Annotated in this window: 17 protein-coding genes; 11 read left to right on the forward strand and 6 right to left on the reverse strand. The window is 73.0% G+C overall.

Annotation, left to right across the window (positions count from 1 at the left end; genetic code table 11):
• The 4 genes from IO29_RS14435 to IO29_RS14450 all read left to right on the forward strand — a co-directional run.
• The coding region (locus IO29_RS14435; protein ID WP_037840546.1) for an acetate--CoA ligase family protein at nt 1-963 on the forward strand (963 nt) is incomplete at its 5' end.
• 86 nt (nt 964-1,049) lie between these two features.
• Nucleotides 1,050-1,637, forward strand: coding sequence for a DUF5998 family protein (locus IO29_RS14440; protein ID WP_030382138.1), 588 nt, complete (start codon nt 1,050-1,052; stop codon nt 1,635-1,637).
• Nucleotides 1,637-2,824 carry an alkaline phosphatase family protein gene (locus IO29_RS14445; RefSeq protein ID WP_030382139.1) on the forward strand — a complete coding sequence of 396 codons (1,188 nt, stop codon included), beginning with the start codon at nt 1,637-1,639 and terminating at the stop codon, nt 2,822-2,824. The genes IO29_RS14440 and IO29_RS14445 overlap by 1 nt, the downstream gene beginning before the upstream one ends.
• A 53-nt stretch (nt 2,825-2,877) precedes the next feature.
• Nucleotides 2,878-3,528, forward strand: a complete 651-nt coding sequence (locus IO29_RS14450) for a thymidine kinase (RefSeq protein WP_030382140.1) — start codon at nt 2,878-2,880, stop codon at nt 3,526-3,528.
• A 115-nt stretch (nt 3,529-3,643) separates the two neighbouring features.
• On the opposite strand, the gene IO29_RS14455 is transcribed toward IO29_RS14450, so the two are convergent.
• Nucleotides 3,644-4,465: a VOC family protein gene (locus tag IO29_RS14455; RefSeq protein ID WP_030382141.1), complete on the reverse strand. Its 822-nt coding sequence runs from the start codon at nt 4,463-4,465 to the stop codon at nt 3,644-3,646.
• Between the two features lie 322 nt (nt 4,466-4,787).
• Between IO29_RS14455 and IO29_RS14460 the strand changes: the two genes are divergently transcribed.
• Complete coding sequence (locus IO29_RS14460) at nt 4,788-5,690, forward strand: sulfurtransferase (protein WP_030382142.1); 903 nt, start codon at nt 4,788-4,790, stop codon at nt 5,688-5,690.
• A gap of 279 nt (nt 5,691-5,969) precedes the next feature.
• On the opposite strand, the gene sepH is transcribed toward IO29_RS14460, so the two are convergent.
• The 3 genes from sepH to IO29_RS14475 all read right to left on the reverse strand — a co-directional run bounded on the left by sepH (nt 5,970) and on the right by IO29_RS14475 (nt 9,999).
• Complete coding sequence (gene sepH, locus IO29_RS14465) at nt 5,970-6,995, reverse strand: septation protein SepH (RefSeq protein WP_030382143.1); 1,026 nt, start codon at nt 6,993-6,995, stop codon at nt 5,970-5,972.
• 414 nt (nt 6,996-7,409) lie between these two features.
• Nucleotides 7,410-8,801 (reverse strand): D-arabinono-1,4-lactone oxidase, encoded by a 1,392-nt coding sequence (locus IO29_RS14470; protein WP_078618470.1) that lies wholly within the window; start codon nt 8,799-8,801, stop codon nt 7,410-7,412.
• Nucleotides 8,689-9,999, reverse strand: coding sequence for an MFS transporter (locus IO29_RS14475; protein ID WP_030382145.1), 1,311 nt, complete (start codon nt 9,997-9,999; stop codon nt 8,689-8,691). The genes IO29_RS14470 and IO29_RS14475 overlap by 113 nt, the downstream gene beginning before the upstream one ends.
• A 176-nt stretch (nt 10,000-10,175) precedes the next feature.
• Here IO29_RS14475 and IO29_RS14480 point away from each other — a divergent pair, with 176 nt between their 5' ends.
• Entirely contained in the window at nt 10,176-11,303 is a 1,128-nt protein-coding gene (locus IO29_RS14480; protein ID WP_030382146.1) for a ferrochelatase, read from the forward strand.
• A gap of 8 nt (nt 11,304-11,311) precedes the next feature.
• On the forward strand, nt 11,312-12,124 hold the full coding sequence (locus IO29_RS14485) for an inositol monophosphatase family protein (RefSeq protein WP_030382147.1): 813 nt from the start codon (nt 11,312-11,314) through the stop codon (nt 12,122-12,124).
• Between the two features lie 269 nt (nt 12,125-12,393).
• On the opposite strand, the gene IO29_RS38930 is transcribed toward IO29_RS14485, so the two are convergent.
• Complete coding sequence (locus tag IO29_RS38930; RefSeq protein WP_199806957.1) at nt 12,394-12,558, reverse strand: hypothetical protein; 165 nt, start codon at nt 12,556-12,558, stop codon at nt 12,394-12,396.
• A gap of 445 nt (nt 12,559-13,003) precedes the next feature.
• On the opposite strand from IO29_RS38930, the gene IO29_RS14490 reads away from it, so the two are divergent.
• The 4 genes from IO29_RS14490 (at nt 13,004) to IO29_RS14505 (ending at nt 16,719) form a co-directional block, all read left to right on the forward strand.
• Nucleotides 13,004-13,657, forward strand: a complete 654-nt coding sequence (locus tag IO29_RS14490) for a response regulator transcription factor (protein WP_004982445.1) — start codon at nt 13,004-13,006, stop codon at nt 13,655-13,657.
• A gap of 5 nt (nt 13,658-13,662) precedes the next feature.
• On the forward strand, nt 13,663-14,907 hold the full coding sequence (locus tag IO29_RS14495; protein WP_030382148.1) for a sensor histidine kinase: 1,245 nt from the start codon (nt 13,663-13,665) through the stop codon (nt 14,905-14,907).
• 404 nt (nt 14,908-15,311) lie between these two features.
• Complete coding sequence (locus tag IO29_RS14500; RefSeq protein ID WP_005481602.1) at nt 15,312-15,608, forward strand: DUF4193 domain-containing protein; 297 nt, start codon at nt 15,312-15,314, stop codon at nt 15,606-15,608.
• 214 nt (nt 15,609-15,822) lie between these two features.
• Nucleotides 15,823-16,719: a hypothetical protein gene (locus IO29_RS14505; protein WP_420705372.1), complete on the forward strand. Its 897-nt coding sequence runs from the start codon at nt 15,823-15,825 to the stop codon at nt 16,717-16,719.
• An 87-nt stretch (nt 16,720-16,806) separates the two neighbouring features.
• Here the strand turns inward: IO29_RS14505 and IO29_RS14510 are convergent, their stop codons facing one another.
• Nucleotides 16,807-17,274 (reverse strand): DUF3093 domain-containing protein, encoded by a 468-nt coding sequence (locus IO29_RS14510; RefSeq protein WP_030382150.1) that lies wholly within the window; start codon nt 17,272-17,274, stop codon nt 16,807-16,809.
• Nucleotides 17,275-17,357: the final 83 nt, after the last annotated feature.

Below are 17,357 nucleotides of genomic sequence, written 5' to 3' on the forward strand. Positions count from 1 at the left end.
GGCCAGGGCCTCACCCTCGGCCCCGACCGCACCTGCGACCTGCTCGCCGCCTACGGCATCCATGTGCACCGCGCCCTGCCCCCCCCCACCCCCACCACCCCCCGCCTCATCCCCGCCTACCCCGCCGCCGAGCGAGCCGTCCGCGCGCTCGCGGAAGCCGTGCGGTACGCGCAGTGGCGGCGCGAGTCGGCCGAGCCGGGCAAGGTGCCCGAGTACGACGACATCGACGAGAAGGGCGCCGCCCGCCTCATCGACCGATGGCTCACCGGCGGCCAGGGCCTCACCCTCGGCCCCGACCGCACCTGCGACCTGCTCGCCGCCTACGGCATCCATGTGCACCGCGCCCTGCCCGCCCCCACCCCCGACACCGCCGCCGAGGCCGCCCGGACGCTCGGCTACCCCGTCGCCCTCAAGGCCACCGCCCCCCACCTGCGCCACCGCGCCGACCTCGGCGGCGTCCGCCTCGACCTCGCCGACGAGAGCCAGCTGCGCCGCGCCTACGCGGAGCTGACCGAACTGTTCGGCGGCCCCGAGGAGCTGCGCCCCGTGGTGCAGGGCATGGCACCGCGCGGCGTCGACACCGTCGTACGGGCGGTGATCGACCCCGCCGCCGGCGCCGTCCTGTCGTTCGGGCTCGCCGGGGCCGCCTCGCAGCTGCTCGGCGACACCGCGCACCGTCTGGTCCCGGTCACGGATCGGGACGCCTCCTCGCTCGTCCGTGCGATCCGCACCGCCCCGCTGCTGTTCGGCTGGCGCGGCTCGGCCCCGGTGGACACCCCGGCGCTGGAGGAGCTGATGCTGCGCCTGTCCCGCCTGGTCGACGACCACCCGGAGGTCGTCGCCGTCACCCTGGAACCGGTCGTCGTCGCCCCGCACGGCGCCGCCGTCCTCGGCGCCACCGTCCGGCTCGCGCCCCCGCCCGCTCGCGACGACCTGGGCCCCCGCACCCTGCCGGTGTACTGACCGGTACGCCGGGGGCCCGGCGCCCGTCGAAGGGGTGGCGACGAGCGGTGCCTGGGCAGTCGGTGGGCCCCCGTAGGATGGACATCATGGCCAAGACCAGTACGACGACCCAGGGGCTGCGAGCGGCGATCGAGCGCAGCGGCTACTACCCGGCCCTCGTGGCCGAGGCGGTGGAGGCCGCCGTGGGCGGCGAGCCCATCCGGTCGTACCTGGTCCACCAGGAGACGACGTTCGACCAGAACGAGGTCCGCCGGCACGTCACGGTGCTCGTCCTCACCGGCAACCGCTTCATCGTCAGCCACACCGACGAGCAGGCCGCCGACGACACCTCCCCGACGCCGTACGCCACCACCTCGACGGAGTCCGTGAAGATCGGCCGGATCTCGTCCGTCGTGCTCAGCCGCGTCGTCGCCAACCCCGAGTCGTACAAGCCGGGCACCCCGCCCCGCGAGGTCGTGCTCACCATCGGCTGGGGCGCGGTCTCCCGGATCGACCTGGAGCCCGCCGCCTGCGGCGACCCCAACTGCGAGGCCGACCACGGCTACACCGGCAGCTCGACCGCCGACGACCTCAGCCTGCGGGTGAGCGAGGCCGGGGACGGCCCGGAGACGGTGGCCCAGACGCTCGCCTTCGCGCAGTCCCTCTCCGAGGCGACCGCGGACCCGGCCCACTGATGGCACTGCCCGCCTGGGACGACCCCGAACCGCTCGCCCTGGAGTCCGCGCCCGTCCCCGAGTACGGCACGGGCTCGCTCGCCGACCTGCTGCCCACCCTCGCCGCCGGCATGGGCGTACCCGGCACCGCCGCCACGATCCCCGAGCTGGCCCCGGCCGACCGCGCCTGCGTCCTCCTCGTCGACGGCCTCGGCTGGGAGCAGCTCAAGGCCCACCCCGACGAGGCCCCGTTCCTCGCCTCGCTGCTCGGCACCTCCCGGGGCGGCACCGGACGCCCGCTCACCGCCGGCTACCCGGCCACCACCGCCACCTCGCTCGCCTCCGTCGGCACCGGCCTGCCCCCGGGCGCCCACGGACTGCCCGGGTACACGGTGCGCAATCCGGACACCGGCGAACTGATGAACCAGCTCCGCTGGCAGCCCTGGGCCCCGCCCGCGCCCTGGCAGCCGTACCCCACGGTCTTCCAGCTCGCCCACGCGGCGGGTGTGCACGCCGCCCAGGTCTCCGCTCCGCACTTCGAGAACACCCCGCTGACCAAGGTCGCGCTCAGCGGCGGCACCTTCCTCGGCCGGCCCTCCGGCGAGGAGCGCATGGACCTGGCCGCCGAGCAGCTCGCCGCGGCCGACCGCGCGCTCGTCTACACGTACTACTCCGAGGTGGACGGCGCCGGCCACCGCTTCGGCATCGACTCCGACGCCTGGCGCGGCCGGCTGATGCACGTCGACGGCCTGGCCCGGCGCCTGGCCGAGCAACTGCCCCCGCGCACCGCGCTGTACATCACGGCCGACCACGGCATGGTCGACATCCCGTTCGACGAGGAACACCGCATCGACTTCGACGAGGACTGGGAGCTGCGGGCCGGCGTCGCCCTGCTCGGCGGCGAGGGCCGCGCCCGGCACGTCTACGCGGTGCCCGGCGCCCAGGAGGACGTCCTGGCCTGCTGGCGCGAGGTGCTCGGCGAGCAGTTCTGGGTGGCCTCGCGCGAGGAGGCGATCGCGGCCGGCTGGTTCGGCCCCGAGGTGGAGGACCGGGTCCGCCCGCGCCTCGGCGACGTCGTCGCCGCCGCCCGCGACGACGTGCTGCTCATCGCCTCCGAACGGGAACCGAAGGAGTCGGCGATGACCGGCAACCACGGCTCGATGACCCCGGCCGAACAGTGGGTCCCCCTGCTCGAAGTACGCTCCTGAACACCCGTCCGGTACGCTCACCGCACCTCCCACCGAAAGGCGCCCGTCCCGCCATGCCCGAGCTGGTGTTCTTCTCCGGAACGATGGACTGCGGGAAATCGACGCTGGCCCTCCAGATCGAGCACAACCGTTCGGCGCGCGGACTCCAGGGCGTGATCTTCACCCGGGACGACCGCGCGGGCGAGGGCAAGCTGTCCTCGCGGCTCGGACTGGTCACGGACGCGGTCGAGGTCGAGGACGGCCAGGACCTGTACGGATACCTCGTCGAACACCTCTCCCAGGGCGGCCGCGCCGACTACGTCATCGCCGACGAGGCCCAGTTCCTCGCCCCCGAACAGATCGACCAGCTCGCCCGCGTGGTCGACGACCTCGACATCGACGTCTACGCCTTCGGCATCACCACGGACTTCCGTTCCAAGCTCTTCCCCGGCTCCCAGCGGCTGGTCGAACTCGCCGACCGGGTCGAGGTCCTCCAGGTCGAGGCCCTGTGCTGGTGCGGCGCCCGCGCCACGCACAACGCGCGCACGGTCGGCGGCGTCATGGTCGTCGAGGGCGCCCAGGTCGTCGTCGGCGACGTCGCCCAGTCCCCCGACGAGATCGGCTACGAGGTCCTCTGCCGCCGCCACCACCGCCGCCGCATGACAGCCGCGTCCTCCCGCGCGGGCGCCCTCTCACCGGACGTGCTGCCGGTGCCCCCCGCCTGACGACTACCCCCACCACGACGGCCCTCCCGGCGCGCGCGCTGCCGGGAGTGCACGCACTTCCGGCAGGGGGCGCGCGCACTTCCGTCAGGGGGCCTTGGGGGCGATGGTGCCGACGTCAGCGCGGTCGCTGAAGCAGTGCGAAGAGCGCGCCCTCCGGGTCGGTGACCGTGGTGGTGCGGCCGTGGGGGCCGTCGTGCGCCGGTTCGACGACTCGGCCGCCGAGGGCCGTCACCCGCCGGGTCGCCTCGTCGGCGTCGGGTACCTCGAAGTACGTCAGCCAGTGTGCGCCCCGGTCGCGGGGGAGGGCTTGGCCCATGCCGTGTACGGCGGCGACCGGGCGGCCGTGGCGGCGCAGGACGACGCGGTCGACCTGTTCGGCGGGGGTGGCTTCGGCGGACTCGGGGGGCTCCTCCTCGTAGCCGAAGACGTTGCGGTAGAACTTCGTGACGCCCGTGGAGTCGTAGGTCAGCAGTTCGTTCCAGGCGGGGGTACCGGGTGCCCCCGTCAGCTCCGTGCCGGCGTGGGCGGCCGGCTGCCAGATGCCGAAGACCGCGCCCGACGGGTCGACGGCGACGGCCAGCCGGCCGGCCGCGCCCGCGTCCAGCGGGCCGACGCCCACCGTGCCGCCGCAGTGCCGCACGGTCTCCGCCGTCGCGTCCACGTCGTCCGAGGCGAAGTACGGCGTCCAGGCCACCGGCAGCTCCCGGTCGGGCGGCAGCTGTCCGATGCCGGCCACCTCACGGCCGTCGAGGAGTGCCCGTACATACGGGCCGAGTTGCTCGGGGCCGGGCCGGAACTCCCAGCCGAAGAGTTCCCCGTAGAACTCCTGGGTCGCGGCCGTGCCGTGCACCATCAGGCTCACCCAGCAGGGCGTGCCGGGTGCGGGGCGGGCGTGCGCGGTGCCGTTCGGGTCGGCCGGCCGGCTTGCCTCGGTCATGGTCACTCTCTTCTCGGCCCCTTGGCGGTGGCCGGTCCGCTTCGCCTGCGTGCGGTCTGTCGCGGTCGCGCCGGCGCACGCTTCGTGCCGATGGTCGCACCGCGGGCGGCGCGTCCCGTGCCGGGCCGCGCCGTCGTCGGTGCGTCACCGCGGGGGACGTTCCGGGGTGCGGTGTCCCGTCCGTTGCCGGGCGATGCCCGCGCGGTGACGATCAGCGGTACGGATGGTGTCCGTTCCCGTACGCCGGGTGATCGGAACCGTCCGGCGGGAAGGGTAGCCGGATCGGGACGACGTGGCCAGCCCGTGCGGGAGGATGGGGGCCATGAACCCCCTCATCTCCGTATCCGAGCTGGCCGATCTGCTGATCGAGCAGCCCGCCGGTCGCCCGGCGGGCCGGCCGGCGGACCAGCGGGCGGGCTCCGCCGCGCCGCCCGTGCTGCTCGACGTCCGCTGGCAGTTGAGCACCGCCAGGGCGTCGGGGCAGGCCCCGTTCGACGGCCGCGCCGCCCACGCGGCGGGACATGTGCCGGGCGCCGTCTACGTCGACCTGGACGCGGACCTGGCCGGGCCGCCGGGACCGGCCGGCCGGCATCCGCTGCCCGACGTCGAGCACTTCGGCGCGGCCATGCGCGCCGCCGGTGTCTGTGCCGGTCGCCCCGTCGTCGTCTACGACGGCGGCCAGGGCTGGGCGGCGGCGCGCGCCTGGTGGCTGCTGCGCTGGGCGGGACACCCGGACGTGCGGGTGCTGGACGGCGGGATCGCCGCCTGGGACGGGCCGCTGGAGACCGGCACCGGGACACCGGAACCCGGCGACTTCCGGCCGCGGCCGGGCGCGATGCCGCTGCTCGACGCGGACGGGGCGGCGGCGCTGGCACGCACCGGACTGCTGCTCGACGCGCGGGCGGGGGAGCGGTACCGGGGCGAGGTGGAGCCGATCGACCCGGTCGGCGGCCACATCCCGGGCGCGGTGTCGGCGCCGACCACCGAGAACACGACGGCGTCCGGCACGCTGCTGCCCGCCGCCGAACTCGCCGACCGCTTCAAGGCGTTGGGCGTGACGGAGGGCACGGAGGTCGGCGTGTACTGCGGCTCCGGCGTCTCCGCCGCGCACCAGGTGCTGGCGCTCGCCGCGGCGGGCGTCCCGGCCGCGCTGTACGTCGGCTCGTGGTCGGAGTGGAGCTCCGACTCGGGCCGCCCGGTGGCGGTGGGCCCGGACCCGCAGTAGGTGCAGCACAGTACGAAGGCATGAGCAGGGCCCGTACCGGAAGTGGTACGGGCCCTGCCCGCGCTTGACGATCCGTCAGGTGCGGGGTGAGGGGCGGTCAGCCGGAAATCGACCCGCACACGAACGTGGCTGCCGATGGGTGCGGTTGACTCACTGTCGGTGACGTCGGTGACGGCCCCCGCCGGTGATCGGTGTCGCCCCCGGAAGGCCCGGGGCCGAGCCCGAGAAGGCCCGGGGCCGGCACCGGAACGCCCGGCGCCGACCCGGCGCCGCTCCGGTTCATTCCTGCTTCTTGCGCCGCGTGCCGAACACGATCTCGTCCCAGCTCGGCACGGCCGCCCTACGGCCCGGACGGACGCCGTCCGCCTCGGCCTGCCGGTCGGTGGAGCCGATCAGCCGGTCGCGATGGCTGGTCACCGAGCGCGGCATCAGCACGTCCGCGTAGGCCGAACCGGCCGAGGCCGCGGGCGCCGGGGGCTCCTCCGCGGCGGGTTCGTCGGCGGGTTCGTCCTCCGTCTCGGCGGGCGGCTCCGGGACCACCAGGTCGCCCCGGAAGCTCGGCACCGCCTCCAGCAGGCTGGTCAGCGAGTCCCGCTCGCCCGCGCTCTCCCCGTCGGGCTCGGAGATCTGCGCGGGCAGCACGGGCCGGTCCAGGGCGCGGTCCAGCGGACGGTCCCGCGGCAGCCGGGCGATCCGCGGCACGAACGGGAAACTCGGCTCGGGCGCGGCGAGGTCGTCGGACTCGCCGATCAGCGAGCGCGCCTCGTCGTCCACGGCCTGGACGAGCCGGCGCGGCGGGTCGTAGGTCCAGCTCGCGGAGTGCGGTTCGCCCGCGACCCGGTAGACCAGCAGGACCTCCCAGGTGCCGTCGTCCCGGCGCCAGGAGTCCCACTGGATGGTGTCCTTCTCCGCGCCGCGCAGCAGCAGCCGCTCCTGCACGGCCTCGCCGAGCAGCGGACCGGCGTTCTCGCCGGGGCGGCGGACCGGGGTCTTGCGGGCCCGCTCGGCCATGAAGGCGCGCTCGGCCAGCACCGGGCCCTCGAACCGGCGGACGCGGTCGACGGGGATCCCGGCGAGCTGGGCGACCTCCTCCGCGGAGGCGCCGGCCCTTATACGGGCCTGGATGTCACGGGGGCGGAGGTGGCTCTCCACCTCGATCTCGATCTGGCCGAGGCGGGGACGGTCGCCGCGCACGGCGGCGCGGAGCCGTTCGTCAATCGGAAGCGTGTACTCCGTGCTGTCCGCAGCCTTCAGCACCAGCCGTGTGCCGTCATTGGAGACGGCCACGACACGCAGTTCGGGCATGGGGACCTCCCGGGTGGTGCCTGCCGACGTCACGTGCGTCGCTGCTTCCGCTAGTCGAGTGTGGCCTGCCCGGGTGCAGCCTGCCACAACCTTGCCGAGTTGCCCGGCGTGTCGGGCGCGGGCCCTGGAACGCCGTTATGGCACGGTTACCTGATCGCAACGCTGAGTGACGAGCTCAGTCACTCTGTGCAACGCACTCTCCCTCCCGGCGGTCCAGCACGGTCCCGGACACCCTGATGGGACCCGGGACCCAGGGCTCGCAACAGTACTCCATTCGGACCACCTTCGTGGATCACCACGCCGTCGGACTTCTCGGAAACCGTGTGCCGCAACGGTGTGCTTCCACGGCATGCTCCGAGTCCGGCGGCCGGGTGGTCCGGCGGTCCGGCGGCCGGGGGTCCGGCAGCCAGGTGTCTATCTCCCCAACACTCGCCGCAAGTAGTCGTTCTGAAACCGCCGGTCCGGGTCGAGCCGGTCCCGCAGCGCGGTGAACTCGCCGAAGCGCGGGTAGGCGGCCGCGAGGTACTCGGCGTCGCGCGTGTGGATCTTTCCCCAGTGCGGGCGCCCCTCGTGCGCCGTGAAGATCCGCTCGGCGGCGGTGAAGTACGCCTGGTAGGGCGTGCCGCGGAACATGTGCACGGCGATGTAGGCGCTGTCCCGGCCGGAGGCGGTGGACAGCGCGATGTCGTCGGCGGGGCAGGTGCGGACCTCCACGGGGAAGCTGACCCGCAGCGGCGAGCGGTCCACCATCGCCTTCAGCTCCCGCAGCGTGTCGGCGAGGGCGGCGCGCGGAACGGCGTACTCCATCTCCATGAAGCGCACCCGGCGCGGGGAGGTGAAGACCTTGTAGGGGAGGTCGGTGTACGTCCGCGCGGACAGCGCCCGGCTGCTGATCCCGGCGATGACGGGGATCGTCGCGGGGACCGCGCGCCCGAGGTGGTTGACGGCGTGGAAGAGGTGGTTGGAAAGGAACTCGTCCTCGAACCAGCCCTTGACCGCGGGCACCGGCCGGCGCGGGCCGGCGCTGCGGTTGTTGCGCTTGGTGTTGGTGTTGCCGGTGTGCGGGAACCAGTAGAACTCGAAGTGCTCGTTCTCCGCCCAGAGCTGGTCGAATTCGGACAGAACCCGGTCCAGTGGCATCGGTTCCTCGCGCGCGGTGAGCAGGAAGACCGGCTCCACGGCGAAGGTGACCGCGGTGATGATGCCGAGGGCGCCGAGCCCGATGCGGGCGGCGGCGAACACGTCCGGGTTCTCGTCCGCGGAACAAGTCAGCACCGAGCCGTCGGCCGTCACCATTTCGAGTGCCCTGATCTGGGCGGCGATCGACCCGGACTCGCGGCCGGTGCCGTGGGTGCCGGTGCTGGTCGCGCCGGAGACCGTCTGCTCCATGATGTCGCCCATGTTGGTGAGCGAGAGCCCCTCGCGCGCGAGGGCCTCGTTCAGGCGCTTGAGCGGGGTGCCGGCCTCGACGGTGACCGTGCCGGCCGCGCGGTCGATCTCCCGTATCCCGGTCAGCAGCTGCGGGCGCACCAGGACGCCGTCGGTGGCGGCCACCGAGGTGAAGGAGTGACCGGTGCCCACCGCCTTGACGCGCAGCCCGTCCTCGGCCGCGCGGCGCACCGCGGCGGAGAGCTCCTCGACCGAGGCCGGGGCGACCTCGCGGGCGGGCCGGGCGGTGACGTTGCCCGCCCAGTTACGCCACGGGCCGGTCCTCCCCGTCCCGGTGCCGACCGGGCCGGCCTTCCTCGGGCCGTTCCCCGTGCCGCCGCTCCCCGTGCCGTTCTTCCCGCTCGCTGTGGTGCTCATGGGGCCCCTCCCGCCGCGTGACCGGCCTCGACAGCCGGCGGTACCCGAGGAGACCGACCGCCACCGCGACGGCCCCGGAGACCACCGGGACCCCGTACCCGGCACGGGCCCCGGAGGCGTCGATCACCCACCCGGACACCGAGGAGCCGAGCGCGACGCCGACCGCGAGCCCGGTGCTCACCCAGGTCATGCCCTCGGTCAGTTTCGCGCGGGGTACGTGCTGCTCGATCAGGGCCATCGTCGTGATCATCGTGGGTGCGACGGACAGGCCCGCAACGAACAGCGCCACGGCCAGAGACGGCAGGTTTCCGACCAGTAGGAATGGGATCATACTCACGGCCATGGCGCAGATGCCCAGGAACCAGCGGCGTTCCGGCGCCCCGGCGAAGCGGATCAGTCCGAACAGGAGTCCGGCGGCACAGGAGCCTGCCGCATAGACGGCGAGGACGACGCTCGCGGCCCCCTTGTGCCCCCGCTCGTCGGCGAAGGCGACGGTGACCACGTCGACCGCGCCGAAGATCGCCCCGGTCGCCGCGAACGTGCCGACCAGCACCTGAAGGCCCGGCGCGCGCAGGGCCGTGCCGCCGCCGTGGTGCGCGCGCGGATGCGGCGCCGGTTCGGTGGCGCGCTGGGAGGTCAGCCAGAGGACGCCGGCCGCGAGGAAGCACGCGGCCAGCAGCGGCCCCGCCTCGGGGAACCACCGGGTGGACAGGCCGATCGAGAGGATCGGACCGAAGATGAAGCACACCTCGTCGATGACCGACTCGAACGAGTACGCGGTGTGCAGTTGGGGAGTGCCCCGGTAGAGCGCCGCCCAGCGCGCCCTGATCATCGCGCCCAGGCTCGGCACGGCGCCGATCCCGGCCGCGCACACGAACAGCACCCAGTCCGGCCACCCGTGGTGCGCGGCCAGCAGCAGCCCGGTCGCGGCGGCCAGCGCGACCAGGGTCGCCGGGCGCAGGACCCGGCGCTGTCCGTGCCGGTCGACGAGGCGCGAGATCTGCGGTCCGAGCAGCGCGGCGGACAGCGCGAGGGTGGCCGACAGCGCCCCGGCGAGCCCGTAGCGGCCGGTGAGCTGGGAGATCATCGTCACGATGCCGATGCCCATCATCGACAGCGGCATCCGCCCGACCAGCCCGGCGGCGGAGAACGCGGCGGAGCCGGGGGCGGCGAACAGGGCGCGGTAGGGGCTGGGCACGGGCTCTCCGGAAATGCGGTAAGGCGCGAAGCGCGGAACACGCCTTACGACCAAGGTCTCCCCAATGTACGCGTGTCACCGGCCTGCGGTAACCCCGATTTCCGGGGCTCCGGCAGGGGGCCGGGGGACGCTGCCCCCACGGGCCCGCGCGATCCCCCCGTGGGAGGATCGAGGGCATGCCCGACGTACTCGATCCCACCCCCTACGACGCCCTGCTGCTCCTGTCGTTCGGCGGCCCCGAAGGCCCGGACGACGTCGTCCCGTTCCTGGAGAACGTGACCCGTGGCCGCGGCATCCCCACGGAGCGCCTCAAGGAGGTGGGGCAGCACTACTTCCTGTTCGGTGGCGTGAGCCCCATCAACGCCCAGAACCGCGCCCTCCTCGACGCCCTCCGCGAGGACTTCGCCGGGCACGGGCTCGACCTGCCCGTCTACTGGGGCAACCGCAACTGGGCGCCCTATCTGACGGACACCCTGCGCGAGATGGTCGCCGACGGCCGCCGCCGCATCCTGGTCCTCGCCACCAGCGCCTACGCCTCGTACTCCGGCTGCCGCCAGTACCGCGAGAACCTCGCCGACGCGCTGGCCACGCTGGAGGGGGAGGGGCTCGAACTGCCGAGGGTCGACAAGCTGCGGCACTACTTCAACCACCCCGGCTTCGTCGAACCCATGATCGAGGGCGTCCTGGAGTCGCTGGCAGACCTCCCCGAGGACGTGCGCGATGGTGCCCACCTCGCGTTCTGCACGCACTCCATCCCCGTCACGGCCGCCGACACCTCGGGCCCCGCCGAGCGGCACGGGGAGGGCGGCGCGTACGTGCGCCAGCACCTGGACGTCGCCCAGTTGATCGCCGACGCCGTACGGAAGCGGACCGGCGTCGACCACCCGTGGCGGCTGGTCTACCAGTCGCGTTCCGGCGCCCCGCACATCCCGTGGCTGGAGCCCGACATCTGCGACCACCTGGAGGAACTGCACGGCAAGGGCGTGCCCGCCGTCGTGATGGCGCCCATCGGGTTCGTGTCGGACCACATGGAGGTCCTCTACGACCTCGACACCGAGGCCACGGCCAAGGCGGCGGAGCTGGGCCTGCCGGTGCGCCGGTCCGCCACCGTCGGCGCCGACCCGCGCTTCGCCGCCGCCGTGCGGGACCTGGTGACGGAGCGTGCCGCCGCCGAGCGCGGGCAGAAGGTCTCCCCGTGCGCCCTCGGCGCGCTCGGCGCGAGCCACGACGTCTGCCCGGTGGGCTGCTGCCCCGCCCGTGCCCCCAAGCCCGCCGCCGCGGGCGCCGACAGCCCCTACGCGTGAGGAGCGGTGTGAACCAGCCGGAACAAGGTGCGCTCAAGACCGAACTGCTGCGGATCGCGCTCGACGCGGCCGACCGCGCGGGCACCTTCCTGCGGGACGGCCGGCCCGACGACCTCGGGGTGGCCGCGACCAAGTCCAGCGCGGTCGACGTCGTCACCGAGATGGACATCGCCTCCGAGAAACTGATCACCGGGCTGCTGGCCGAGGCCCGGCCCGACGACGGCGTGCTCGGCGAGGAGGGCGCCAGCGTCGAGGGCACCAGCGGGGTGCGGTGGGTGATCGATCCCCTCGACGGCACCGTCAACTACCTGTACGGGCTGCCCAGCTGGGCGGTGTCCATCGCCGCCCGGGTGGACGGCGAGACCGTGGTGGGCGTCGTGTTCGCGCCGATGCGCGGCGAGACGTACCGCGCGGTCCTGGGGGAGGGCGCGTACGTCAATGACCGCCCCGCGCGCGTGCGGCCCGCCCCGGTGTTCGGGCAGGCGCTCGTCGGGACCGGGTTCGGCTACCTCGCCGAGCGCCGCGCCCGGCAGGCCGAGGTGATCCGGCACCTGGTGCCCGAGGTGCGGGACATCCGGCGCGGGGGCTCGGCCGCGATCGACCTGTGCGACGTGGCGGTGGGTCGGCTCGACGCGTACTACGAGCGCGGGCTGCACCCCTGGGACTACGCGGCGGGCGACCTGATCGCCCGGGAGGCGGGCGCGCTGGCCGGTGGACGCCCGGGAGAGCCCGTCTCGCCCGAGCTGACGCTCGCGGCACCCCCCGGCCTCTTCGAGCCGCTCCAGGCCCGCCTGGAGGCCCTGGGCGCCTGGCACGACTAGGGCCTGTCGTTTGGATCAGCCCGCAGACGCGGGGTCTGGCACGCACATCTGCCGCGTTGTCGTCGGTCGCCGATTCCCCCAAGCTCTCAACTTCGTTGGCTTCTGACAGATCCTCGCGGCGGCATCCCGCCGAGGGAAGAGACATGCGACGGGGCCCCGGTCTGGATCCACCGGGGCCCCGCTTCTCATGACGTACGCAAGATGATGAGACGGCGTACGAGCGCCGCGGGCATGCCGTCCGCACGCCGAACGCGTCGGTCAGCCGCGGGTCACGCGCTGACCTCGACGCCGTGCTCGGCGGCCAGACGACGCAGATCGTCGAGTTCCGACTCCTCGACCTCCGCGAGGAAGTCGTCGCCGGTCTCGCGCGCCCGCGTCAGGTCGGACTCGGTCGTCCTTATGCGCTGCAGAAGTCCTGCGGTGAATGCGTCCATGCTTGCGCCCCCTCGTCCTGGGTCGTGGGTCGGTGGCACGGGGGTGTGCCATTCGGAAGGGACGATCACGGCTCCTGCGGATGCCCGGCGCTGACCGCCGGGCGGCGACGGTGCCGGACACCCGCGTCCGCTCTGCGCAAAGCGGTCGCCGGCCCGCCACACGGGGGTGGCGTGCCCAAGCAGAGCGTGATCGCGGGGTGTAAAGCCGTCCTCCCCATGCCGCGTCGCGCGGAAACCTCGGTGGGAGAAGAAATTCCGTGGGCCCCGGGATCCACGGGAGGTCCTCCCGTGCGCACGGGGTGCGCCCCGCACGGTCCGCTCAGCCGCCTTACAGCCGACTTATGGCCGAAAAGGGCAGGATGGAGACCTCACTCCACGACAGACCCCTGCCCGCGTGCGCCCTCCCGGGGTGCCGCGCGGACCGGACGAAGGAAGGACAAGCGACGTGCGCGTACTCGTCGTCGAGGACGAGCAGCTGCTCGCCGATGCGGTGGCCACCGGACTGCGCCGGGAGGCCATGGCCGTCGACGTCGTGTACGACGGTGCGGCCGCCCTGGAGCGCATCGGCGTCAACGACTACGACGTGGTCGTCCTCGACCGTGACCTCCCGCTGGTCCACGGCGACGACGTCTGCCGCCGGATCGTCGAGCTCGGCATGCCCACGCGTGTGCTGATGCTCACGGCCTCCGGCGACGTCAGCGACCGCGTCGAGGGTTTGGAGATCGGCGCCGACGACTATCTGCCCAAGCCGTTCGCGTTCAGCGAGCTCATCGCGCGCGTGCGTGCGCTCGGCCGGCGCACCAGCGTGCCGCTGCCGCCCGTCCTGGAGCGCGCCGGTATCAAGCTCGACCCCAACCGCCGCGAGGTCTTCCGGGACGGCCGGGAGGTGCAGCTCGCCCCCAAGGAGTTCGCGGTCCTGGAGGTGCTGATGCGCAGCGAGGGCGCCGTCGTCTCCGCCGAGCAGCTCCTGGAGAAGGCCTGGGACGAGAACACCGACCCCTTCACCAACGTCGTCCGGGTGACCGTCATGACCCTGCGCCGCAAGCTCGGCGAGCCCCCGGTGATCGTCACCGTGCCCGGCTCCGGCTACCGGATCTGATCCCCGTGGCCGCGACACCGGCGCCCCCCTCGGCGCCCCCGAAGCCCACCTGGGACCCGCGCAGACCGGAACCGCCCTTCCCCTGGCTGCGCCCGACCATCCGCATACGGCTCACGCTGCTCTACGGCGGCATGTTCCTGATCGCCGGCATCCTGTTGTTGTCGATCATCTACCTGCTCGCCGCGCAGGCGCTGCGCACCGGCAGCGAACCGCTGTTCAAGATCGTCGAGTTCAACGACCTCAAGGTCACGAGCAACGACTGCCCCGGCGTCAACAACAAGCTCTCGCTGACCGAGTTCAACGACGCGATCAGCGCGTGCACCGACCACCAGCGCCAGGTGGCCCTGGACCACCTGCTCAGCCGCTCGCTGCTCGCCCTGCTCGGCCTCGCCGTGATCGCGTTCGCGTTCGGCTACGCGATGGCGGGCCGCGTGCTGTCGCCGCTCGGCCGGATCACGCGCACCGCGCGCGCGGTGGCCGGTTCGGACCTCTCCCGGCGTATCGAGCTGGACGGCCCGGACGACGAGCTCAAGGAGCTGGCCGACACCTTCGACGACATGCTGGAACGGCTGCAACGGGCCTTCACCGCCCAGCAGCGCTTCGTCGGCAACGCCTCGCACGAGCTGAGAACACCCCTGGCGATCAACCGCACGCTCCTGGAGGTCCACCTCTCGGACCCGGGCGCCCCGGTGGAGCTCCAGCAGCTCGGCAAGACCCTGCTGGCCACCAACGAGCGCAGCGAGCAGCTCGTGGAGGGCCTGCTGCTGCTCGCCCGCAGCGACAACCAGATCGTCGAACGCAAACCCGTCGACCTCGCCGAGGTCGCCGCCCAGGCCATCGACCAGGTGCACGCCGAGGCCGAGGCCAAGGGCGTGGAGATCCGCAGCACCTGCGCGCCCGCGGTGGTCCAGGGCAACGGCGTCCTGCTGGAGCGGATCGCCCTGAACCTGGTCCAGAACGCCGCGCGCTACAACGTGCCCGAAGGAGGCTGGGTGGAGGTCACCACCGAGGTGCAGCACGGGCAGGCGGTCCTGGTGGTCGCCAACACGGGCCCCGTGGTGCCGGCCTACGAGATCGACAACCTCTTCGAGCCCTTCAGACGGCTGCGTACCGAACGCACGGGCAGCGACAAGGGGGTGGGGCTCGGGCTGTCCATCGTGCGCTCGGTGGCCAGAGCGCACGGCGGGCACATCTCCGCCCGGCCCCGGGAGGGCGGTGGTCTCGTGATGCGCGTCACCCTGCCGATCTGACATCATGTCGCCGCTCGCACGGCCGGACCGGAAAATGTTCGCTTTGGGCGTAATTTCCGAACCGGTCATCCGGTGGTCACATGTGTGATCGATCACAGGAGAACTTTTCCGGCCGTCTACGCTGCGTGATCATTTGGGCGCCGACAAAGCCGGAAAATCCGGGTTTTCCGGTGCCCGGATCACGGGAAGTACACGGTGAGACGCCTTTGAGCGGCACCGCGTGGACCGTGTACGGTCCGGTTCGCCATCCAACCCGATCACTCTTGAGGACTCCGGTTGGGTGTCGATTGAGTAACAGACCTTGATGTGAGGCAAAATCTCCGCCTCGAGGCGGGCACAAGTCCGGCCTCTCACGCGTTACGTGCGCTGGAGACACCCGCAGACACCCAGAGGGGGAGAGCGAAATGGCAACCGACTACGACACCCCACGCAAGACCGACGACGATGTCGATTCCGACAGCCTGGAGGAGCTCAAGGCACGGCGGAACGACAAGTCGACCTCGGCGGTCGACGTCGACGAGTTCGAGGCCGCCGAAGGCCTGGAACTGCCCGGAGCGGACCTCTCCAATGAGGAGCTGGCCGTCCGGGTACTGCCCAAGCAGCAGGACGAGTTCACTTGCATGAGCTGCTTCCTGGTGCACCACCGCAGTCAGCTGGCCCGTGAGAAGAACGGCCAGCCGATCTGCCGCGACTGCGACTGAGGCGGGGTCGGCCGTGACCGGCTCGACCCCTCCCTGGAAGCGCCGCTTCCGCAGGAAGGCGGAGGCGGACTCGGGGCCGTACGACGGCCCTCACGGCGTGCGTGACGATGAGCGGGGTCCCTCGGGGCCCGGAGTACCGGAACACCCGGGAGAACCCGGGGAGACCGGCACCCCGGGCGACAGGGGGGCCTCGCTCGCGTCGGACGGCACGTCCTTGGATCTTCCGGCGCCCGGGGATTCCGGGGCGCCCGCGGAATTCGCGGCGCCTGCCGAGCGTGCGGATTCCGCGGATTCGGCTTCTGCCGCGGATTCGGAATCGAATTCGGCTCCGGCCTCGGCGGGGCCCACCGGCTTCGCGGCGCCCACGGGGTCCGCGCCGCTCGACGCCGCGTACGCGGCCGGTGCGCTGCCCGTGCCCGCAGCCGAGGCGCCGCACGCCGCGAGGAGGCGCGGGGCCGCCGCCGTGCGGTACGTGCGTACCGGCGTCCGGGAGGGCTTCCGCAGGGGCGACAACCGGGTCCGGCTGGGACTGACCTTCCTGGCGGACCGGATCATCGACCTCGCCCCGCGCGTGCCCGTGCGCGACCTCGCCACCCTGCGCGGACAGTTCCCGGGGCTCGGCCCCGAGGAAATCGCCGACAGACTCGTCGCCGGCGCGGCGGCCGCGACCGCGACGGTAGGTGCCGGGGTGGGTGCCGCCGCGATGATGCCGGTGCCGCCGGCCATGCCGACCGAACTGGCCGCGGAGATCACCGGCGTCGCCGCCGTCGAACTGAAGCTGATCGCCGAACTGCACGAGGTGTACGGCGTACGGCCGCCGGGGACGCTCGCGCAGCGCAGCGCGATGTACCTGCGGTCCTGGTCCGGTGAGCGGGGGATCGACGTCGCGAAGCCGGCGTCGTTGAACGCGGCGCTCGGGGGCCAGATGAAGCGGGAGTTGCGGCAGCAGATCACCAAGAGACTGGTGCGCGATCTGCCGAATCTCATTCCGTTCCTGGTGGGGGCGGCGGTGGGGGCCGCGCTCAACCGGCGCGAGACGAAGCGGCTCGCGGAGCGGGTGCGGAAGGACCTGCGGCGGGTGCGGGTTTCCTGGGACGCGCTGGAGGGGTGACCGGGGAGTTCTCGCCCCCGCCCCGGACGTGCGGGCGGGTGGGGGTTGCTCGCGCGGTTCCCCGCCCCCCTTGGACCCGCGCCCCGTTCAGGGGCGCTCTTGTGTGCGCGTGGCCTTGAGGGTTGCCGCCAGGCGTTCCGGTTCCCTTGTGGACAGGTAGAGGTACGGGGTGGGGTCCTCGGGGTCTGTCACCTGGACGCGCAGGGCCGTGCGGATGTAGGCGCGCAGGAGCATGAAGGCGCGGGTGTCGGCCTTGTGGGTGCGCCAGGCCTGGGCCTCCTCCTGGTCCAGCACCTCCGCCTCGCCCAGCGCCGCAACCGGGATCCGTGCCTCGCCGGCGATCAGAGCGTCGCCGACCACGCGGATGCGCGGGGAGCCGTACGCACTCACCACCACCGCCGAGACCGCCGTACCGCCCACCAGGCCGCCCAGCATCGGCAGCGTGCCGAAGGGGAGCAGGACCAGGGCCACCGCGATGCCCATCAGGAGGCACATCAGCCACCAGGAGCGGGGCGCGGTGAGACGTTCTTCGTACGCGGGCGCGGAGTGCTGCATGGAGCCAAGCTTGGCACGGTGTCGGACCGGGGCCGACGCGCGGGTAAGGTCTGCGCCTGTGACTGGTACTACCCCAGGTTCCC

Origin of the sequence: Streptomyces sp. NRRL F-6676 (assembly GCF_000725625.1) — a bacterium.
GTDB lineage: Bacteria > Actinomycetota > Actinomycetes > Streptomycetales > Streptomycetaceae > Streptomyces.